Source organism: Streptomyces sp. NPDC097595 (assembly GCF_044761525.1).
GTDB lineage: Bacteria > Actinomycetota > Actinomycetes > Streptomycetales > Streptomycetaceae > Streptomyces > Streptomyces drozdowiczii_A.
Genome location: NZ_JBIWCN010000013.1, coordinates 135,352 through 155,323, shown reverse-complemented (window position 1 = coordinate 155,323; position 19,972 = coordinate 135,352). Strand labels below are relative to the sequence as shown.

Here is a 19,972-nt window from a genome sequence, read left to right as displayed (position 1 = left end):
GTCCGGGGTGCCCGGACGGTGGACGCCGCAGAGCGTGACTACGATGGGCGCGGAGGGTGCTGAAGGCCCTGGCCGGGCTCGCGGCGCCCGGCACGCACGTCTGCGGCGTTGCCGAAACGCCTTCATGGCTCCGCCATGGAGACGCTCCGGCGCCTTGCAGCCGCACGCACCGGCCACCGCTCCCTGATCCGGCCAGGGCCTTCAGCACCCTCCAGCCGGTGGCCGACGGGGTCACGCGGCCCAGCTACCCCTCGGGAAGGCCATGCTGAACAAGTACGCGCGTGCCTTTTTCACGCGTGTCCTCACGCCGTTCGCCGCACTGCTCCTCCGTCTCGGCGTGAGCCCGGACGCGGTCACCCTGATCGGCACGGCCGGGGTGATGGCCGGTGCGCTGGTCTTCTTCCCGATGGGGGAGTTCTTCTGGGGCACGATCGTCATCACGATCTTCGTGTTCTCGGACCTCGTCGACGGGAACATGGCGCGCCAGGCGGGCGTCTCCAGCCGGTGGGGCGCGTTCCTGGACTCCACCCTCGACCGGGTCGCCGACGGTGCGATCTTCGGCGGCTTCGCCCTCTGGTACGCGGGCAGCGGCGACGACAACATCCTGTGCGCGGTCGCGATCTTCTGCCTGGCGAGCGGCCAGGTGGTCTCGTACACCAAGGCGCGCGGTGAGGCGATCGGGCTGCCGGTGGCGGTCAACGGGCTCGTGGAACGCGCCGAGCGCCTGGTGATCTCGCTGGTGGCGGCCGGTCTCGCGGGTCTGCACAAGTTCGGGGTGCCGGGCATCCAGGTCCTGCTGCCGATCGCGCTGTGGATCGTCGCCGTCGGCAGCCTCGTGACGCTGGTCCAGCGGGTCGTCACCGTGCGCCGCGAGTCCGCCGAGGCGGACACGGCGGACGCGGCCGGGCAGTGAGCGTGGCCGGCGCCGACGCGCGGCCCGGCGCGAAGGAGCGGCTGAGCGGCGCGCTGTACGGGCTGGGCTGGGCGGCGGTCAAGACGCTGCCCGAACCGGCCGCCCGGGCCCTCTTCCGTACCCTCGCCGACCAGGTGTGGAAGCGGCGCGGCAAGAGCGTGCTGCGTCTTGAGGCCAACCTGAAGCGGGTCGTGCCGGACGCCGATCCGGCCCGGCTGGCCGCCCTGTCGCGGGCCGGCATGCGTTCGTACATGCGCTACTGGATGGAGTCGTTCCGGCTGCCCACCTGGAGCCCGGCGCGGATCAAGGCGTCGATCGACGTCACGGACGCGCACCGGCTGACGGACGGGCTCGACTCGGGGCGCGGGGTGATCCTCGCCCTGCCGCACCTGGGGAACTGGGACCTGGCCGGGGCGTGGGTGACCACGGATCTGAAGGTGCCGTTCACCACGGTCGCCGAGCGGCTGAAGCCGGAATCGCTGTACGACCGGTTCGTCGCCTACCGCGAGGGCCTGGGCATGGAGGTGCTGCCGCACACCGGCGGTGCCGCGTTCGGGACGCTGGCCCGGCGGCTGCGGTCGGGCGGTCTGGTCTGCCTGGTCGCCGACCGCGATCTGTCCTCGTCGGGCATCGAGGTGTCGTTCTTCGGCGATACGGCCCGGATGCCGGCCGGGCCCGCGCTGCTGGCCCAGCAGACCGGCGCGCTGCTGCTGCCGGTGACGCTCTCGTACGACGACACGCCGGTGATGAAGGCACGCATCCATCCGCCGGTCGAGGTGCCGGAGTCGGGCGACCGGGCCGCGAGGACGTCGGTGATGACACAGGCCCTGGCCGACGCGTTCGCCGTGGGCATCGCCGCGCACCCGGAGGACTGGCACATGCTGCAACGGCTCTGGCTCGCCGACCTCGAACCCCGTGGAGACCGGAGCGGAGACCCGACGTGAAGATCGGCATCGTCTGCCCGTACTCCTGGGACGTTCCGGGCGGTGTGCAGTTCCACATCCGCGACCTGGCCGAGCACCTGATCCGGCTCGGCCACGAGGTGTCCGTGCTGGCCCCGGCCGACGACGAGACACCGCTGCCGCCGTACGTGGTCTCCGCGGGCCGGGCCGTGCCGGTCCCGTACAACGGCTCGGTGGCCCGGCTGAACTTCGGGTTCCTGTCGGCGGCCCGGGTGCGGCGCTGGCTGCACGAGGGCACGTTCGACGTCATCCACATCCACGAGCCGACCTCGCCGTCGCTGGGGCTGCTGACCTGCTGGGCGGCGCAGGGGCCGATCGTCGCCACGTTCCACACGTCCAACCCGCGCTCCCGGGCGATGATCGCCGCGTACGCGATCCTCCAGGCCGCGCTGGAGAAGATCAGCGCGCGGATCGCGGTCAGCGAGTACGCCCGCCGGACCCTGGTCGAGCATCTGGGCGGCGATGCCGTGGTCATCCCGAACGGGGTGGACGTCGACTTCTTCGCGCGGGCCGAGCCCCGCCCCGAGTGGCAGGGCGGCACGATCGGCTTCATCGGCCGCATCGACGAACCCCGCAAGGGCCTGCCCGTGCTGATGCGCGCGCTGCCCGCGATCCTGGCCGCCCGCCCGGAGACCCGGCTCCTGGTGGCCGGCCGGGGCGACGAGGAGGAGGCCGTCGCCTCGCTGCCGAAGGAGATGCGCTCGCGCGTGGAGTTCCTGGGCATGGTGAGCGACGAGGACAAGGCGCGGCTGCTGCGCAGCGTCGATCTGTACGTGGCGCCCAACACCGGGGGCGAGAGCTTCGGGATCATCCTGGTCGAGGCCATGTCGGCGGGCGCGCCGGTCCTCGCCAGCGATCTGGACGCCTTCGCGCAGGTCTTGGACCAGGGCGCTGCGGGCGAGCTGTTCGCCAACGAGAACGCGGACGCGCTGGCCGATGCGGCGGTCCGGCTGCTGGGCGACCCGGAGCGGCGCGCCGGGCTGCGCGAGCGGGGGAGCGCCCATGTGCGGCGCTTCGACTGGTCGACGGTCGGGGCGGACATCCTCGCGGTGTACGAGACGGTGACGGACGGCGCCGCCTCGGTGGCGGCCGACGAACGCACGGGGCTGCGGGCCCGGTTCGGGCTGGCCCGGGAGTGACCGGCCGGGGCCCGCGCCCCGGTAGCCTTGCCGCCCGTGACCGTAACCCTCATCATCTGGGCCGTCGTGGTGCTCGTCGCGATCGGCCTGTACCTCAGCTGGACCGCCGGCCGCCTCGACCGGCTGCACACCCGGATCGACGCGGCCCGGGCGGCCCTCGACGCGCAACTGCTGCGCCGGGCCTCGGTCACCCAGGAGCTCGCCACCTCCGGCGTCCTCGACCCGGCCGCGTCGATCGTGCTGTACGAGGCCGCGCACGCCGCGAGGCAGTCGCCGGAGGACCACCGCGAGGTCGCCGAGAGCGAGTTGAGCACCGCCCTGCGCGCGGTGTTCGGCGAGAGTGCGCAGGTGGAGGCGGTACGGGAGATCCCCGGGGGCCAGGAGGCGGCGTCCGAGCTGGCGGCGGCGGTGCGGCGGGTGCCGATGGCGCGCCGCTTCCACAACGACGCGGTCCGGGCGGCGCGGGCGCTGCGCCGGCACCGTACGGTGCGGTGGTTCCGGCTGGCGGGGCACGCGCCGTTCCCGCTGGCCTTCGAGATGGACGACGAGCCGCCGGTGGCCCTGGCGGACCGGCCGGGCAGCTGACGGACAGTGGCCTGCCCCCGTCCGAGGGGGCGTAGGCGAAAACGATCCACCGGCCTCCTATTGGCCCTTGCTGTGGACTGGTGCGGGGGAGTTTGCTCGGGACCGCGTCATTCGGCGCGTCCGCATTCGCTCCCCCCAGTGAGGTCATCCGTGTCCACGCTTCCCAGCACCCCGCAGTCCGCCGACGCCCCGGCCACCGGCACCGCCCGCGTCAAGCGCGGCATGGCCGAGCAGCTCAAGGGCGGCGTGATCATGGACGTCGTCAACGCCGAGCAGGCGAAGATCGCCGAGGACGCGGGCGCCGTGGCGGTCATGGCCCTGGAGCGGGTGCCGGCGGACATCCGCAAGGACGGCGGCGTGGCCCGGATGTCCGACCCGAACATGATCGAGGAGATCATCGAGTCGGTGTCCATCCCGGTGATGGCCAAGTCCCGCATCGGTCACTTCGTGGAGGCGCAGGTCCTCCAGTCCCTCGGCGTCGACTACATCGACGAGTCCGAGGTCCTGACCCCGGCCGACGAGGTCAACCACAGCGACAAGTTCGCCTTCACCACCCCCTTCGTCTGCGGCGCCACCAACCTGGGCGAGGCGCTGCGCCGTATCGCCGAGGGCGCGGCCATGATCCGCTCCAAGGGCGAGGCCGGCACGGGCAACGTGGTGGAGGCCGTCCGCCACCTGCGCCAGATCAAGAACGAGATCGCCCGGCTGCGCGGCTACGACAACAACGAGCTGTACGCCGCCGCCAAGGACCTGCGCGCCCCCTACGAGCTGGTCAAGGAGGTCGCGGAGCTGGGCAAGCTGCCCGTCGTGCTGTTCTCCGCGGGCGGTGTCGCCACCCCGGCCGACGCGGCGCTGATGCGCCAGCTCGGTGCCGAGGGCGTCTTCGTCGGCTCCGGGATCTTCAAGTCGGGCGACCCGGCCAAGCGTGCCGCGGCCATCGTGAAGGCGACCACCTTCTACGACGACCCGAAGATCATCGCGGACGCCTCCCGGAACCTGGGCGAGGCCATGGTCGGCATCAACTGCGACACGCTGCCCGAGGCCGAGCGCTACGCCAACCGCGGCTGGTAGTCACCGATGAACGACACCCCTGTGATCGGAGTCCTGGCCCTCCAGGGCGACGTACGGGAGCACCTGATCGCCCTGGCCTCGGCGGACGCCCTGGCCAGGCCGGTCCGGCGTCCCGAGGAGCTGGCCGAGGTGGACGGCCTGGTCCTGCCCGGCGGCGAGTCCACCACCATGTCCAAGCTGGCCGCCCTCTTCGGCATGCTGGAGCCCCTGCGCGAGCGGATCGCGGCCGGGATGCCGGTGTACGGCACCTGCGCCGGGATGATCCTGCTGGCCGACAAGATCCTCGACCCCCGGTCCGGCCAGGAGACGCTGGGCGGCATCGACATGATCGTGCGCCGTAACGCTTTCGGGCGGCAGAACGAGTCCTTCGAGGCGGCCGTCGACGTCGCCGGCATCGACGGCGGGCCGGTCGAGGGCGTCTTCATCCGGGCCCCCTGGGTCGAGTCCGTGGGCGCCGGCGCGAAGGTCGTCGCCGAGCACGGCGGTCACATCGTGGCCGTACGGCAGCAGAACGCCCTCGCCACCTCGTTCCACCCGGAACTGACCGGGGACCACCGGCTCCACGCGTACTTCACCGAGATGGTGCGCGCGGCCGGGTGACTCGATCCCGGTAGGATCTCTCGGGTTCGTACGGAATTTGGTGACGCGAAGGAGAAGGCAGATGTCCGGCCACTCTAAATGGGCTACGACGAAGCACAAGAAGGCCGTGATTGACGCCAAGCGCGGCAAGCTCTTCGCGAAGCTGATCAAGAACATCGAGGTCGCGGCCCGCACCGGTGGTGTGGACCCCGAGGGCAACCCGACCCTCGTGGACGCGATCCAGAAGGCGAAGAAGAGTTCGGTCCCGAACAAGAACATCGACTCCGCGGTCAAGCGCGGTGGCGGTCTCGAAGCGGGCGGCGTCGACTACCAGACGATCATGTACGAGGGTTACGGCCCCAACGGTGTCGCGGTGCTCATCGAGTGCCTCACCGACAACCGCAACCGCGCCGCGTCCGACGTCCGGGTCGCCATGACCCGCAACGGCGGTTCGATGGCCGACCCGGGTTCCGTCGCGTACCTCTTCAACCGCAAGGGCGTCGTCATCGTCCCCAAGGGCGAGCTGGCCGAGGACGACGTGCTCGGTGCCGTCCTCGAAGCGGGCGCCGAGGAGGTCAACGACCTCGGTGACTCCTTCGAGGTCGTCAGCGAGGCCACCGACATGGTCGCGGTCCGCACCGCGCTCCAGGAGGCGGGCATCGACTACGACTCGGCCGAGGCCAACTTCCTGCCCACCATGCAGGTCGACCTCGACGAGGAGGGCGCGCGCAAGATCTTCAAGCTGATCGACGCGCTGGAGGACAGCGACGACGTGCAGAACGTCTTCGCCAACTTCGACGTCAGCGACGAGGTCATGGCGAAGGTCGACGCCTGAGCCGCGTCCGACGCAGCCGTTGTGGACGGGCCGGCGGGGGACACACCCCGCCGGCCCGCCGCATTGTCGGTGCCGACCGATAGCCTGCTGAAACACGGGAACAGTTGACCGATCGGCAGGGAGGGACGAGCGTGCGCGTGCTCGGCGTGGACCCGGGACTGACCAGGTGCGGGGTCGGCGTGGTCGAGGGCGTCGCGGGCCGCCCGCTCACCATGCTCGGCGTGGGTGTCGTGCGCACCCCGGCCGACGCGGAGCTCGGCGACCGGCTCGTGGCGATCGAGCGCGGCATCGAACAATGGCTGGACGAGCACCGCCCCGACTGCGTCGCCGTCGAGCGGGTCTTCGCCCAGCACAACGTGCGTACGGTGATGGGCACCGCCCAGGCCAGCGCCGTCGCCATGCTCTGCGCCGCCCGGCGCGGCCTCCCCGTAGCCCTGCACACGCCCAGCGAGGTCAAGGCCGCCGTCTCCGGCAGCGGACGCGCCGACAAGGCGCAGGTGGGAGCCATGGTCACCCGGCTCCTGCGGCTGGACGCCCCGCCGAAACCGGCCGACGCCGCGGACGCCCTGGCGCTCGCCATCTGCCACATCTGGCGCGCCCCCGCCGTCAACCGCCTCCAGCAGGCGCACGCGGCGGCCGCCGCCCGCACCCCGCGCGTCCCGCGCACCGCAGCCGTACCCGTCCGGAAGGTCCCCCGATGATCGCCTTCGTCACCGGCCCCGTCGCCGCGCTCTCCCCGACCACGGCCGTCATCGAGGTCGGCGGCATCGGCATGGCCGTCCAGTGCGCCCCGAACACCCTGGCCACCCTGCGCATCGGCCAGGAGGCCAGGCTCGCCACCTCACTCGTCGTCCGCGAGGACTCGCTGACCCTCTACGGCTTCGCCGACGACGACGAGCGGCAGGTCTTCGAGCTCCTCCAGACCGCCAGCGGCGTCGGCCCCCGGCTCGCCCAGGCCATGCTGGCCACGCACACCCCGGACGCCCTGCGGCTCGCCGTGGCCACCGGTGACGAGAAGGCGCTCACCGCCGTTTCCGGCATCGGCAAGAAGGGCGCCCAGAAGCTCCTGCTGGAGCTGAAGGACCGGCTCGGCGAACCGCTCGGCACCCACGCCCCCGGCCAGGGCATCGGCGCCGCCGTCTCCGCCTCCTGGCGCGACCAGCTCCAGGCCGCCCTGATCGGCCTCGGCTACGCCACCCGCGAGGCCGACGAGGCGGTCGCCGCCGTCGCGCCCCAGGCCGAGGAAGCCCTCGCCGCCGGGGGCCAGGCACCCGTGCCGCAGCTGCTGCGCGCCGCCCTGCAGACCCTCAACCGGGCGCGCTGAGCGGCACGGGCCACCCTTCACACCCGGCCGGGCACCTGCGGCGGGGCACCGAGACATCCGAGGCGGGACAGGACGAGATGAACTGGGACGACACCGGAGCCGGCATGGACGACCGGCTCGACGAGCGGCTGGTCGACGCCGGCGCGGACGGCGACGACACCGCGGTCGAGGCCGCGCTGCGCCCCAAGGACCTCGACGAGTTCGTCGGCCAGGAGAAGGTCCGCGAACAGCTCGACCTGGTCCTCAAGGCCGCCCGCGCCCGCGGCGCCACCGCCGACCACGTCCTGCTCTCCGGCGCGCCGGGCCTCGGCAAGACCACCCTCTCCATGATCATCGCGGCGGAGATGAACGCCCCGATCCGGATCACCTCGGGCCCCGCCATCCAGCACGCCGGCGACCTCGCGGCGATCCTCTCCTCGCTCCAGGAGGGCGAGGTCCTGTTCCTGGACGAGATCCACCGCATGTCCCGGCCCGCCGAGGAGATGCTGTACATGGCCATGGAGGACTTCCGGGTCGACGTCATCGTCGGCAAGGGCCCCGGCGCCACCGCGATCCCGCTGGAGCTGCCCCCCTTCACGCTGGTCGGCGCCACCACCCGGGCCGGCCTGCTGCCGCCCCCGCTGCGCGACCGCTTCGGCTTCACCGGGCACATGGAGTTCTACGCCCCCGCCGAGCTGGAACGGGTGCTCCACCGCTCCGCCCGCCTGCTCGACGTCGAGCTGGACGCCGAGGGCGCCGCCGAGATCGCCGGGCGCTCCCGGGGCACGCCCCGTATCGCGAACCGGCTGCTGCGCCGCGTGCGGGACTACGCCCAGGTCAAGGCCGACGGCCGGATCGACCGGGAGATCGCCTCGGCGGCCCTCCGGGTGTACGAGGTCGACGCCCGGGGACTGGACCGGCTGGACCGGGCGGTGCTCGGGGCGCTGCTCAAGCTGTTCGGCGGCGGTCCGGTGGGCCTGTCCACGCTCGCGGTCGCCGTGGGGGAGGAGCGCGAGACCGTCGAGGAGGTCGCGGAGCCCTTCCTCGTACGGGAAGGACTGCTGGCCAGGACGCCGCGCGGACGGGTCGCCACCCCGGCCGCCTGGGCCCACCTGGGAATGGTCCCGCCGCAGCACGGCGTAACGGGACAACAGGGCTTGTTCGGGGCGTGATGCGTCACAGGTTGACCGGAAGCGGAACCACGGTGCCATGCTGGGCGTTGTTCCATCGATGCGGACTCGCTTAGACTCCGCCGATGCCGCCCGTAACGGGTCGGTGTACCCACCCCCGTAGACCAGGCCGTTCTCCAGTGCGGTCGTGCGAAGGAAATTCGTCCCGTGAATCCCGTGACTCTCCTCCCCTTCATCGTGCTCATCGGGGCCATGTTCCTGATGACGCGGTCCGCCAAGAAGAAGCAGGCGGCGGCTGCGGCCATGCGCAGTGACATGCAGCCCGGCACCGGCGTCCGCACGATCGGGGGCATGTACGCCACCGTCAAGGAGCTTCACGACGACACGGTCCTCCTTGAGGTCGCCCCCGGCGTCCACGCCGTGTACGCGAAGAACGCGATCGGCGCCGTCCTGGACGACGCGGAGTACAACCGCATCGTCCACGGCGACACCCCGGAGCTCGATGTCGACGGCGCGGTCGTGCCCGACGACGCCTCCTCGCTGACCGAGGCCGACGACGCGAAGACCGACCTGGTCAAGAAGACCGACTCGGACGACGACGACGCCGACGCCGAGGCCGCGGACGACAAGAAGTCCGAGGGCAAGGCCGACGGCGAGGCCGACGCGAAGTAGTACGCAGCGACCCGGGGATGCCGTGAGCCCAGAGGCGTCCGGCACCCCGGTCCGCGCGTGGCTTCGCGGGGGCGGGTCCCCACTAAACTTCGTGGCCGCTTGGGCGCATACCCCGCGCGGGGCGGTTGGACAGGGAGAAACGACAAGGTGGCAGCACCGAAGAAGGGCCGAGGCGCGGCCGGCGGTCAGGGGAACCCAGGGCGTTCCCTGGCGCTGATCCTGATCGCCATGGTGGCCCTCACGGGCGGGATGTTCCTGGCCCACCAGCCGACGCCGCGACTCGGCATCGACTTGGCGGGCGGCACCTCCATCACGCTGGAGGCCAAGGCCGAGCCGGGCCAGGAAAAGGCGATCAACAAGACCAACATGGACACCGCGGTCGACATCATGAACCGCCGTGTCAACGGTCTCGGGGTCAGCGAGGCCGAGGTCCAGACCCAGGGCAATCGCAACATCATCGTCAACATCCCCAAGGGCACGAACTCCGCCCAGGCCAGGGAGCAGGTCGGCACCACCGCCAAGCTGTACTTCCGGCCGGTGCTGACCGTCGCCCAGGGCGCGCCCACCCCCGAGCCCAGCGCCTCGCCCTCCGGCAAGGCCAGCGGTTCGCCCTCGCCGAAGGCGTCCGCCTCCGAGAAGGCGACGGACGGTGACAAGGCCACCAGCCCGTCGCCTTCCGCCACCACCCAGGGCCGCGCGGTCACCGGCGCCCTGAAGGCCGACTCCTCGCCGTCGCCGAAGGCCAGCGCCACGCCGAAGGCCAGCGAGTCCGCGTCCGCCGAGGACCAGGCCGCCGCCGCCAAGCTCCAGAAGCAGTTCGAGTCGCTCGACTGCTCCAGCAAGGCGTCCCGCTCCAAGGCGGCCCAGGGCGGCAAGGCCGGCGACACGGTCGTGGCGTGCAGCCAGGAAGGCGACGCCAAGTACGTGCTCGGCCCCGCCGAGGTGTCCGGCACCGAGGTCAAGACCGCCAAGGCCGCCTTCGACCAGCAGCGCGGCATGTGGATCGTCCAGATGGAGTTCAGCGGCAAGGGCTCCAAGCAGTTCCAGACGATCACCAAGAAGCTCTCCACGCAGCAGGAGCCGCAGAACCAGTTCGCCATCGCGCTGGACGGCGAGGTCGTCTCCGCCCCCCGCGTCAGCGAGCAGCTGAGCGGCAGCGCCGAGATCTCCGGCAGCTTCAACCAGGACTCCGCCGAGGCCCTGGCCAACCAGCTCTCCTACGGTGCGCTCCCGCTGTCCTTCAAGGAGCAGAGCGTCACCACCGTCACCGCCGCGCTCGGCGGCGAGCAGCTGAAGGCCGGGCTCATCGCCGGCGCCATCGGCCTCGCCCTCGTGGTCATCTATCTGGTGGCCTACTACCGCGGTCTGGCGTTCATCGCCCTGCTCAGCCTCCTGGTCTCCGGCATCCTCAGCTACACGATCATGTCGCTGCTCGGCCCGGCCATCGGCTTCGCGCTGAACCTGCCGGCCGTCTGCGGTGCCATCGTGGCCATCGGTATCACCGCCGACTCCTTCATCGTGTACTTCGAACGCGTACGGGACGAGATCCGCGAGGGCCGTACGCTGCGCCCCGCCGTGGAACGCGGCTGGCCGCGCGCCCGGCGCACCATCCTGGTCTCCGACTTCGTGTCGTTCCTCGCCGCCGCCGTGCTCTTCGTGGTCACCGTCGGCAAGGTCCAGGGCTTCGCGTTCACGCTGGGTCTCACCACCCTGCTCGACGTCGTCGTGGTCTTCTTCTTCACCAAGCCGCTCATGACGATCATGGCGCGCAAGAAGTTCTTCGCCAGCGGCCACCCGTGGTCCGGTCTGGACCCGAAGCGCCTCGGCGCCAAGCCGCCGCTGCGCCGCTCCCGCCGTGTCAACGCCCCCACCGAACCGAAGGAGGCGTGAGATGTCGCGACTCGGGAATCTCGGCGCCCGTCTCTACCGAGGCGAGGTCGGCTACGACTTCATCGGCAAGCGCAAGATCTGGTACGGCGTCTCCGTCCTGATCACCATCACGGCCATCCTCGGCCTGGTGGTCAGCGGCCTGAACATGGGGATCGAGTTCAAGGGCGGTGCCGTCTTCACCACCCCGAAGACGAGCGTGTCCGTCTCCGAGGCGGAGGACCTGGCCTCGGACGCCTCCGGCCACCAGGCCATCGTCCAGAAGCTCGGCAACGGCGGTCTGCGTATCCAGATCACCGAGGTCGACACCCAGAAGTCCGACGAGATCCAGGACAAGCTCGCCAAGGACCTCGACGTCCCGCGCGAGAAGATCGCGGCCGACCTCGTCGGTCCCAGCTGGGGCGAGCAGATCGCCAACAAGGCGTGGACCGGCCTCGGCGTCTTCATGGTCCTGGTCGTGATCTACCTGGCCATCGCCTTCGAGTGGCGGATGGCGGTGGCGGCCCTCGTCGCACTGATCCACGACATCACCATCACGGTCGGTGTCTACGCCCTGGTCGGCTTCGAGGTCACCCCGGGCACCGTGATCGGTCTGCTCACCATCCTCGGTTACTCCCTCTACGACACGGTCGTCGTCTTCGACAGCCTCAAGGAGGGCACGAAGGGGATCACCAAGCAGACCCGGTGGACGTACAGCGACGTCGCCAACCGCTCCATCAACGGCACGCTGGTCCGCTCGATCAACACCACCGTCGTCGCGCTGCTGCCGGTCGCCGGTCTGCTGTTCATCGGCGGCGGCGTCCTCGGCGCCGGCATGCTGAACGACATCTCGCTCGCCCTCTTCGTCGGCCTCGCGGCCGGTGCGTACTCCTCGATCTTCATCGCCACCCCGCTGGTCGCCGACCTCAAGGAACGCGAGCCGCAGATGAAGGCCCTGAAGAAGCGGGTCCTCGCCAAGCGCGCGGCCTCCGCCGCCAAGGGCGAGACCGATGAGGACGACCGGGACGAGGGCGACTACGAGGACGCCGCCCCCGCCGGTGCGGTCGTCGGACAGCGCCAGCAGCCGAGGGGCCACGGCCGTACCCCGGGGAAGCGCTGATGACCAGCACCACCGAGAGCACCAGGGAGCTCCTGCTCAGCCGCATCCGTGACGTGGCGGACTACCCGAAGCCGGGCGTGATGTTCAAGGACATCACCCCGCTGCTCGCGGACCCGGTCGCCTTCACGGCCCTCACCGACGCCCTCGCGGAGCTGTGCCTGCGGCACGGCGCCACGAAGATCGTCGGCCTGGAGGCCCGCGGCTTCATCCTGGCCGCGCCCGTCGCGGTCCGGGCCGGCCTCGGCTTCGTACCGGTCCGCAAGGCCGGGAAGCTGCCGGGCGCCACGCTCAGCCAGGCGTACGAGCTGGAGTACGGCACCGCCGAGATCGAGATCCACGCGGAGGACCTGTCCGCCGACGACCGGATCATGGTCATCGACGACGTGCTCGCCACCGGCGGCACCGCCGACGCGTCCCTGGAGCTCATCCGGCGGGCCGGCGCCCAGGTCGCCGGGGTCGCCGTCCTCATGGAGCTGGGCTTCCTGGCCGGCCGGGCCCGCCTGGCCGACAGCCTGCGCGGGGCCCCGCTGGAGGCCCTGATCACGGTCTGAGGACCTGCCGCACCGACGCCGACGGGCACCCGGGAACAACCGGGTGCCCGTCGGCGTTGTCAGGGCTCTCACGGTCCCCGGGGGAGGACCGGCCGCCGGGTCGTTACGATGGCCCTTCCGGGTGTGTCCGGATCCGCACGAGGAGCGCTCTTGCCAGACGAGGCCCAGCCAGTCGCCGCCCCGCAGCCCGACAAGCCCGAGGCGGCCTCCGCCACGCCCGCGAAGCAGGAGCCCGCGGAGAAGCCGAAGCCTCCGGCGCCCCAGCCCGGCACGGGCCCGGCGTCCGCCGAGGCCAACGGCCCCGCGCCCGCTTCCCCCGCCCAGCCGGCCGAGCCCGCCCCGACCGCGCCCAAGCCCCCCGCGAAGCCCGCCGCCGGGTCCACCTCGCCCACCGGCCCGGCCTCCCGCTCCGGCGGCTCCTCCAACCGTGTCCGGGCCCGCCTCGCCCGTCTCGGCGTCCAGCGCTCCAGCCCGTACAACCCGGTCCTCGAACCGCTGCTGCGGATCGTCCGCGGCAACGACGCCAAGACCGAGACCTCCACGCTGCGCCAGATCGAGCGGGCCTACCAGGTCGCCGAGCGCTGGCACCGCGGACAGAAGCGCAAGAGCGGCGACCCGTACATCACGCACCCGCTCGCCGTGACGACGATCCTCGCCGAGCTGGGCATGGATCCGGCCACCCTGATGGCCGGGCTGCTGCACGACACGGTCGAGGACACCGAATACGGCCTGGACACCCTGCGCCGCGACTTCGGCGACCAGGTCGCCCTGCTGGTCGACGGCGTCACCAAGCTGGACAAGGTCAAGTTCGGCGAGGCCGCGCAGGCCGAGACCGTGCGCAAGATGGTCGTCGCCATGGCCAAGGACCCGCGCGTCCTGGTCATCAAGCTCGCCGACCGCCTGCACAACATGCGCACCATGCGGTATCTCAAGCGGGAGAAGCAGGAGAAGAAGGCCCGCGAGACGCTGGAGATCTACGCCCCGCTCGCCCACCGCCTGGGCATGAACACCATCAAGTGGGAGCTGGAGGACCTCGCCTTCGCGATCCTCTACCCGAAGATGTACGACGAGATCGTGCGGCTGGTCGCCGAGCGCGCGCCCAAGCGCGACGAATACCTCGCCATCGTCACCGACGAGGTCCAGGCCGACCTGCGCGCCGCCCGCATCAAGGCCACCGTCACCGGACGGCCCAAGCACTACTACAGCGTCTACCAGAAGATGATCGTGCGGGGCCGCGACTTCGCCGAGATCTACGACCTGGTGGGCATCCGCGTCCTCGTGGACACCGTCCGCGACTGCTACGCGGCGCTCGGCACCGTGCACGCGCGATGGAATCCGGTCCCCGGCCGGTTCAAGGACTACATCGCGATGCCCAAGTTCAACATGTACCAGTCGCTGCACACCACGGTGATCGGTCCCAGCGGCAAGCCCGTCGAGCTCCAGATCCGTACGTTCGACATGCACCGCCGCGCCGAGTACGGCATCGCCGCGCACTGGAAGTACAAGCAGGAGGCCGTCGCGGGCGCCTCCAAGGTCCGCACCGACGTCCCCAAGAACACCGGGCGCGGCCAGGACACCGTCAACGACATGGCGTGGCTGCGCCAGCTCCTGGACTGGCAGAAGGAGACCGAGGACCCCAGCGAGTTCCTGGAGTCCCTGCGCTTCGACCTCTCGCGCAACGAGGTCTTCGTCTTCACGCCCAAGGGCGACGTCATAGCGCTGCCGGCCGGGGCCACCCCCGTCGACTTCGCGTACGCCGTCCACACGGAGGTCGGCCACCGCACGATAGGAGCACGGGTCAACGGCCGGCTCGTGCCGCTGGAGTCCACGCTCGACAACGGCGACCTGGTCGAGGTCTTCACCTCGAAGGCGGCCGGTGCCGGGCCCTCCCGCGACTGGCTGGGCTTCGTCAAATCGCCCCGGGCCCGCAACAAGATCCGCGCCTGGTTCTCCAAGGAGCGCCGCGACGAGGCGATCGAGCAGGGCAAGGACGCCATCGCGCGGGCCATGCGCAAACAGAACCTGCCGATCCAGCGCATCCTGACCGGCGACTCGCTGGTCACCCTGGCGCACGAGATGCGGTACCCCGACATCTCGTCCCTGTACGCCGCGATCGGCGAGGGCCACGTGGCCGCCGCCGGCGTCGTGCAGAAACTGGTCCAGGCCCTCGGCGGCGAGGACGCGGCCAACGAGGACCTGGAGGAGAGCACCCCGCCCTCCCGCAGCCGCACCAAGCGTCGCTCCAACGCCGACCCCGGGGTGGTCGTCAAGGGCGTCGACGACGTCTGGGTCAAGCTCGCCCGCTGTTGTACGCCCGTGCCCGGCGACCCCATCATCGGCTTCGTCACCCGGGGCAGCGGCGTCTCCGTGCACCGCGCGGACTGTGTGAACGTCGACTCGCTCTCGCAGCAGCCGGAACGGATCCTGGAGGTCGAGTGGGCGCCCACCCAGTCCTCGGTCTTCCTGGTCGCCATCCAGGTCGAGGCCCTGGACCGCTCCCGGCTCCTGTCGGACGTCACCCGGGTCCTCTCGGACCAGCACGTCAACATCCTGTCCGCCGCCGTCCAGACGTCCCGCGACCGGGTCGCCACCTCGCGCTTCACCTTCGAGATGGGCGACCCGAAGCACCTGGGCCACGTCCTGAAGGCGGTACGGGGCGTGGAGGGCGTCTACGACGTCTACCGGGTGACCTCGGCCCGCCGCCCGTAGCACGCGTACAGCAGAGGGGCCCTTCCGCGTCGTGCGGAAGGGCCCCTCTGCTGCGGTACGGAAGCCGGATCAGCCGCCGAACTCCTCCAGGCCCTTGAGCGCCTGGTCGAGCAGGGCCTGCCGGCCCTCCAGTTCACGGGCCAGCTTGTCCGCGCGGGCGTTGTTGCCCGAGGCACGGGCCGCGTCGATCTGGCCGCGCAGCTTGTCCACGGCCGCCTGGAGCTGACCGGTCAGACCCGCGGCGCGGGCCCGCGCCTCCGGGTTCGTCCGGCGCCACTCGGTCTCCTCGGCCTCCTGGAGCGCCCGCTCCACCGCCTGCATCCGCCCCTCGACCTTCGGACGGGCGTCACGCGGTACGTGGCCGACGGCCTCCCAGCGCTCGTTGATGCCCCGGAACGCGGCCCGGGCCGCCTTCAGGTCCGTCACCGGCGCCAGCTTCTCGGCCTCGTCGGCGAGCTCCTCCTTCAGCTTGAGGTTCTCGCCCTGCTCCGCGTCGCGCTCCGCGAAGACCTCGCCACGGACGGCGAAGAAGACGTCCTGCGCACCGCGGAAACGGTTCCACAGCTCGTCCTCGGCCTCGCGCTGGGCGCGGCCCGCCGCCTTCCACTGGGTCATCAGGTCGCGGTAGCGGGCGGCCGTCGTCCCCCAGTCCGTGGACCCGGAGAGCGCCTCGGCCTCCACGACCAGCTTCTCCTTGACCTTGCGGGCCTCCTCGCGCTGGGCGTCCAGCGAGGCGAAGTGGGCCTTGCGGCGCTTGGAGAACGCCGAGCGGGCGTGCGAGAAGCGGTGCCACAGCTCGTCGTCGGACTTGCGGTCGAGCCTGGGCAGGCCCTTCCACGTGTCCACGAGGGCGCGCAGCCGCTCGCCCGCGGAGCGCCACTGCTCGCTCTGCGCCAGCTCCTCGGCCTCGGCGACCAGGGCCTCCTTGGCGTGCTTCGCCTCGTCGGCCTGCTTCGCCTTCTGGGCCTTGCGCTCCTCGCGCCGCGAATCGACCGTCGCGACGAGCGCGTCCAGCCGCTTGCGCAGCGCGTCCAGGTCGCCGACGGCGTGGTGCTCGTCGACCTGGGTGCGCAGGTGCTCGATGGCGGCCGTCGCGTCCTTCGCGGACAGATCGGTGGTCTTCACCCGCCGTTCGAGGAGGCCGATCTCGACCACAATGCCCTCGTACTTGCGCTCGAAGTAGGCCAGGGCCTCCGCCGGTGAACCGGCCTGCCACGATCCGACAACCTGCTCGCCGTCGGCTGTACGCACGTACACGGTGCCCGTCTCATCGACACGGCCCCACGGGTCGCTGCTCACAGCGCCTCCTCCACCTGATGCCCGCGAGGGGATCACCCCCCTGGCATCGTCCACAGTTTCCTGGGGCGGGCACCGCCCGCCCTGCACGACGCCAATCTAGGCGACGGGCCGCCCGGCTGTCCGCACTCAGCACGGCTGGATTTATTCGCCGCCCGGCGGGCCCGCCCCCGGAATCACACCTTGTCGACGGTCAGCTTCGAGATGTTCACGGCCTTCTTCGGCGCCCCGTCGGGGCCACCGCCGTCCACCCCGGCCTTGCCGACGGCCTGGACGGCCTTCAGCGACTTCGCGTCCATCGTGCCGAACGGCGTGTACGTCGGCGGCAGCTTGCTGTCCTTGTAGACCAGGAAGAACTGGCTGCCGCCGGTGTGCGGCTGACCGGTGTTGGCCATCGCCACCGTGCCCGCCGGGTACGTCACCGAGCCCTCCGAGCCCGCCTTGCCCAGCGCGGTCAGGTTCTCGTCGGGGATGGTGTAGCCCGGACCGCCGGTGCCGTCGCCCTTGGGGTCGCCGCACTGGAGGACGTAGATGTTCTCCGTGGTCAGCCGGTGGCACTTGGTGCCGTCGAAGAACTTCTTGTCGGCGAGCGACTTGAAGGAGTTCGTCGTGTGCGGGGTCTTCGACGCGTCCATGGTGAACGCGATGTCGCCCTGGCTCGTCTTGAGCGACATCGTGTACTCGGCCTTCTTGTCGATCTTCATCGCCGGCTCCGGCTTCGCCTCCTCCGTGGGGGAGGGCGACGCCTCGGCGGACGGGCTCTGGCTCGCCGCCGCGTCCGTCTTGTCCTTGTCGTCGTCCCCGCTGGTGGCGAGGTACGTCGCGCCGCCGATGACCGCCACCACGGCGACCGCCGAAGTGATGGCGAGCGTCAGCCGCCTCGTACGCCGCCGGGCGTCCTCCCGGCGCCGCTGCTGCCGCTCGTACTTCTCCCGGGCGAGCTGCCGCCGCCGCTGATCGCTGGTGACCACCGGGTGTTCTCCTTGTACGTCGTGTGTTCGGGCCTGGGTCGCCCCGTACCGTATATGGGTTAGCTGTGGAATGAGGAGCGCCGGTAGGCTCTGAACTGCTGTGACCTCGCGGTCGCTCTTCCGCGTTGGACTACCGATTGAGGACGATCGTGCTGATTGCCGGGTTCCCCGCCGGGGCCTGGGGGACCAACTGTTACCTGGTCGCCCCCGCCGCGGGTGAGGAGTGCGTGATCATCGACCCGGGCCACCAGGCCGCCGCCGGAGTCGAGGAAACGCTGAGGAAGCATCGGCTCAAGCCCGTCGCCGTCGTCCTCACGCACGGCCACATCGACCATGTCGCCTCGGTCGTCCCGGTGTGCGGCGCGCACGACGTCCCCGCCTGGATCCACCCCGAGGACCGCTACATGATGAGCGACCCGGAGAAGGCGCTCGGCCGCTCCATCGGGATGCCGCTCATGGGCGAGCTGACGGTGGGGGAGCCGGACGACGTCCAGGAGCTGACCGACGGCGCCCGCCTGCGCCTCGCGGGCATGGAGTTCGGCGTCTCGCACGCGCCCGGCCATACCAAGGGGTCGGTGACGTTCAGGATGCCCGAGACTCCGGAGGTCCCCCCGGTCCTCTTCTCGGGCGACCTGCTCTTCGCCGGCTCCGTCGGACGCACCGACCTGCCCGGCGGCGACCACGCCGAGCTCCTCGAGTCGCTGGCCCGTGTGTGCCTGCCGCTCGACGACTCGACCGTGGTGCTGTCCGGCCACGGCCCCCAGACGACCATCGGCCGCGAGCGCGCCACCAACCCGTTTCTGACCGGGATGACCGGTGCGGACGCGCCCCGACGAGGAATGTGACGAGAGCGGAATCGTGAGCACCTTCAAGGCCCCCAAGGGCACGTACGACCTGACCCCGCCGGACTCCGCGAAGTACCTGGCGGTGCGCGAGGCCATCGCCGCCCCGCTGAAGAACTCCGGCTACGGCTACATCGAGACCCCGGGCTTCGAGGACGTGGCCCTCTTCTCACGCGGCGTCGGCGAGTCCACCGACATCGTGACCAAGGAGATGTACACCCTCACCACCAAGGGCGGCTCCCAGCTCGCCCTGCGCCCCGAGGGAACCGCATCGGTGCTCCGCGCGGCCCTGGAGGCCAACCTCCACAAGCTGGGCAACCTGCCGGTCAAGCTCTGGTACTCCGGCTCGTACTACCGCTACGAGCGCCCGCAGAAGGGCCGCTACCGCCACTTCTCGCAGGTCGGTGCCGAGGCCATCGGCGCCGAGGACCCCGCGCTCGACGCCGAGCTGATCATCCTCGCCGACCAGGCGTACCGCGCGCTGGGCCTGCGCGAGTTCCGGATCCTGCTGAACTCGCTGGGCGACAAGGAGTGCCGCCCCGTCTACCGGGACGCGCTCCAGGGCTTCCTGCGCGAACTGGACCTGGACGAGGAGACCCGCCGGCGCATCGAGATCAACCCGCTGCGCGTCCTCGACGACAAGCGCCCCGAGGTCCAGAAGCAGCTGACCGGCGCCCCGGTGCTGCGCGACTTCCTCTGCGACGCGTGCAAGGCGTACCACGAGCAGGTCCGCGACCTGCTCAACGAGGCGGGCGTGATCTACGAGGACGACGAGAGGCTGGTCCGCGGCCTCGACTACTACACGCGCACCACCTTCGAGTTCGTCCACGACGGTCTCGGCTCGCAGTCGGCGGTGGGCGGCGGCGGCCGCTACGACGGGCTCTCCGAGATGATCGGCGGCCCGGCGCTCCCGTCGGTCGGCTGGGCGCTCGGTGTGGACCGCACGGTCCTCGCCCTGGAGGCCGAGGGCATCGAGCTGGACCTGCCCTCCACCACCAGCGTCTTCGCGGTCCCGCTCGGCGAGGAGGCGCGCCGGGTCCTGTTCGGCGTCGTCACCCAGCTGCGCCGGGAGGGCGTGGCCGCGGACTTCGCGTTCGGCGGCCGAGGGCTGAAGGGCGCGATGAAGAGCGCCAACCGTTCCGGCGCCCGGTTCACGATCGTGGCCGGCGAGCGCGACCTGGCCGAGGGCCACGTCCAGCTCAAGGACATGGAGTCCGGCGAGCAGACGCCGGTGCCCGTCTCCGACGTGGTCGAGACGGTCCGGGCGCGCCTGGCCTGAGACGTGGCGGGGGCGGGCCGTGCGCCCGCCCCCTCGCGTCAACGTGGTGGGCGCGGATTCATCCCGCACGGTGATTCCGTCCGTGCGGGATGTGACGCCCGGGGGAGGGGCGCGCGGGACGTGATTCGCCTCGTCGCGGCTTGCGGGGC

The 19,972-nt window shown here is 71.3% G+C and carries 19 protein-coding genes; 17 read left to right on the top strand and 2 right to left on the bottom strand.

Going from position 1 to position 19,972, the window contains the following annotated elements:
- Positions 1 to 262: 262 nt before the first annotated feature.
- The 15 genes from pgsA to ACIQZN_RS21155 all read left to right on the top strand — a co-directional run bounded on the left by pgsA (position 263) and on the right by ACIQZN_RS21155 (position 15,435).
- Positions 263 to 913 (top strand): phosphatidylinositol phosphate synthase, encoded by a 651-nt coding sequence (gene pgsA, locus ACIQZN_RS21225; RefSeq protein ID WP_403995974.1) that lies wholly within the window; start codon positions 263 to 265, stop codon positions 911 to 913.
- Positions 910 to 1,857, top strand: a complete 948-nt coding sequence (locus ACIQZN_RS21220; protein ID WP_403995972.1) for a phosphatidylinositol mannoside acyltransferase — start codon at positions 910 to 912, stop codon at positions 1,855 to 1,857. The genes pgsA and ACIQZN_RS21220 overlap by 4 nt, the downstream gene beginning before the upstream one ends.
- The gene (locus tag ACIQZN_RS21215; RefSeq protein WP_403995970.1) at positions 1,854 to 3,014 is read left to right on the top strand and encodes a glycosyltransferase family 4 protein; all 1,161 of its coding nucleotides are present in this window, start codon (positions 1,854 to 1,856) and stop codon (positions 3,012 to 3,014) included. The genes ACIQZN_RS21220 and ACIQZN_RS21215 overlap by 4 nt, the downstream gene beginning before the upstream one ends.
- A gap of 36 nt (positions 3,015 to 3,050) precedes the next feature.
- Positions 3,051 to 3,599 (top strand): membrane protein, encoded by a 549-nt coding sequence (locus tag ACIQZN_RS21210; RefSeq protein WP_018103869.1) that lies wholly within the window; start codon positions 3,051 to 3,053, stop codon positions 3,597 to 3,599.
- 150 nt (positions 3,600 to 3,749) lie between these two features.
- Positions 3,750 to 4,670 (top strand): pyridoxal 5'-phosphate synthase lyase subunit PdxS, encoded by a 921-nt coding sequence (pdxS, locus tag ACIQZN_RS21205; RefSeq protein ID WP_018103870.1) that lies wholly within the window; start codon positions 3,750 to 3,752, stop codon positions 4,668 to 4,670.
- A 6-nt stretch (positions 4,671 to 4,676) separates the two neighbouring features.
- Positions 4,677 to 5,270 carry a pyridoxal 5'-phosphate synthase glutaminase subunit PdxT gene (pdxT, locus tag ACIQZN_RS21200; protein ID WP_403995968.1) on the top strand — a complete coding sequence of 198 codons (594 nt, stop codon included), beginning with the start codon at positions 4,677 to 4,679 and terminating at the stop codon, positions 5,268 to 5,270.
- Positions 5,271 to 5,331: 61 nt separating this feature from the next.
- Positions 5,332 to 6,084: a YebC/PmpR family DNA-binding transcriptional regulator gene (locus tag ACIQZN_RS21195; protein ID WP_403995965.1), complete on the top strand. Its 753-nt coding sequence runs from the start codon at positions 5,332 to 5,334 to the stop codon at positions 6,082 to 6,084.
- Between the two features lie 131 nt (positions 6,085 to 6,215).
- Positions 6,216 to 6,785, top strand: a complete 570-nt coding sequence (gene ruvC / locus ACIQZN_RS21190; protein WP_403995962.1) for a crossover junction endodeoxyribonuclease RuvC — start codon at positions 6,216 to 6,218, stop codon at positions 6,783 to 6,785.
- Positions 6,782 to 7,408 (top strand): Holliday junction branch migration protein RuvA, encoded by a 627-nt coding sequence (gene ruvA / locus ACIQZN_RS21185; RefSeq protein WP_403995960.1) that lies wholly within the window; start codon positions 6,782 to 6,784, stop codon positions 7,406 to 7,408. The genes ruvC and ruvA overlap by 4 nt, the downstream gene beginning before the upstream one ends.
- Before the next feature lie 77 nt (positions 7,409 to 7,485).
- A complete protein-coding gene (gene ruvB / locus ACIQZN_RS21180) occupies positions 7,486 to 8,559 on the top strand; it encodes a Holliday junction branch migration DNA helicase RuvB (protein WP_403995957.1) in 1,074 nt (357 codons plus the stop codon).
- Between the two features lie 165 nt (positions 8,560 to 8,724).
- Positions 8,725 to 9,189 carry a preprotein translocase subunit YajC gene (gene yajC / locus ACIQZN_RS21175; RefSeq protein WP_403995954.1) on the top strand — a complete coding sequence of 155 codons (465 nt, stop codon included), beginning with the start codon at positions 8,725 to 8,727 and terminating at the stop codon, positions 9,187 to 9,189.
- Positions 9,190 to 9,336: 147 nt separating this feature from the next.
- Entirely contained in the window at positions 9,337 to 11,079 is a 1,743-nt protein-coding gene (secD, locus tag ACIQZN_RS21170) for a protein translocase subunit SecD (protein WP_403995951.1), read from the top strand.
- Between the two features lies 1 nt (position 11,080).
- Positions 11,081 to 12,175, top strand: a complete 1,095-nt coding sequence (gene secF, locus ACIQZN_RS21165) for a protein translocase subunit SecF (RefSeq protein ID WP_403995948.1) — start codon at positions 11,081 to 11,083, stop codon at positions 12,173 to 12,175.
- A complete protein-coding gene (locus ACIQZN_RS21160; protein ID WP_073864348.1) occupies positions 12,175 to 12,726 on the top strand; it encodes an adenine phosphoribosyltransferase in 552 nt (183 codons plus the stop codon). The genes secF and ACIQZN_RS21160 overlap by 1 nt, the downstream gene beginning before the upstream one ends.
- Before the next feature lie 150 nt (positions 12,727 to 12,876).
- Positions 12,877 to 15,435, top strand: a complete 2,559-nt coding sequence (locus ACIQZN_RS21155) for a RelA/SpoT family protein (RefSeq protein ID WP_403995944.1) — start codon at positions 12,877 to 12,879, stop codon at positions 15,433 to 15,435.
- Positions 15,436 to 15,504: 69 nt separating this feature from the next.
- Here ACIQZN_RS21155 and ACIQZN_RS21150 read toward each other — a convergent pair whose 3' ends face one another.
- Positions 15,505 to 16,734: a DUF349 domain-containing protein gene (locus ACIQZN_RS21150; RefSeq protein ID WP_403995942.1), complete on the bottom strand. Its 1,230-nt coding sequence runs from the start codon at positions 16,732 to 16,734 to the stop codon at positions 15,505 to 15,507.
- Between the two features lie 173 nt (positions 16,735 to 16,907).
- Positions 16,908 to 17,702: a peptidylprolyl isomerase gene (locus tag ACIQZN_RS21145; protein ID WP_403995939.1), complete on the bottom strand. Its 795-nt coding sequence runs from the start codon at positions 17,700 to 17,702 to the stop codon at positions 16,908 to 16,910.
- Between the two features lie 149 nt (positions 17,703 to 17,851).
- Here ACIQZN_RS21145 and ACIQZN_RS21140 point away from each other — a divergent pair, with 149 nt between their 5' ends.
- Together ACIQZN_RS21140 and hisS are read left to right on the top strand one after the other, a co-directional pair.
- Complete coding sequence (locus tag ACIQZN_RS21140) at positions 17,852 to 18,547, top strand: MBL fold metallo-hydrolase (RefSeq protein WP_143624514.1); 696 nt, start codon at positions 17,852 to 17,854, stop codon at positions 18,545 to 18,547.
- Between the two features lie 13 nt (positions 18,548 to 18,560).
- Positions 18,561 to 19,823 (top strand): histidine--tRNA ligase, encoded by a 1,263-nt coding sequence (gene hisS / locus ACIQZN_RS21135; protein WP_403995936.1) that lies wholly within the window; start codon positions 18,561 to 18,563, stop codon positions 19,821 to 19,823.
- Positions 19,824 to 19,972: the final 149 nt, after the last annotated feature.

Coding starts and splice junctions, on each gene's coding strand:
- pgsA (WP_403995974.1), top strand. CDS start 263: ATGCTGAACAAGTACGCGCGTGCCTTTTTCACGCGTGTCCTCACGCCG.
- pdxT (WP_403995968.1), top strand. CDS start 4,677: ATGAACGACACCCCTGTGATCGGAGTCCTGGCCCTCCAGGGCGACGTA.
- ACIQZN_RS21195 (WP_403995965.1), top strand. CDS start 5,332: ATGTCCGGCCACTCTAAATGGGCTACGACGAAGCACAAGAAGGCCGTG.
- ruvA (WP_403995960.1), top strand. CDS start 6,782: ATGATCGCCTTCGTCACCGGCCCCGTCGCCGCGCTCTCCCCGACCACG.
- ruvB (WP_403995957.1), top strand. CDS start 7,486: ATGAACTGGGACGACACCGGAGCCGGCATGGACGACCGGCTCGACGAG.
- secF (WP_403995948.1), top strand. CDS start 11,081: ATGTCGCGACTCGGGAATCTCGGCGCCCGTCTCTACCGAGGCGAGGTC.
- ACIQZN_RS21160 (WP_073864348.1), top strand. CDS start 12,175: ATGACCAGCACCACCGAGAGCACCAGGGAGCTCCTGCTCAGCCGCATC.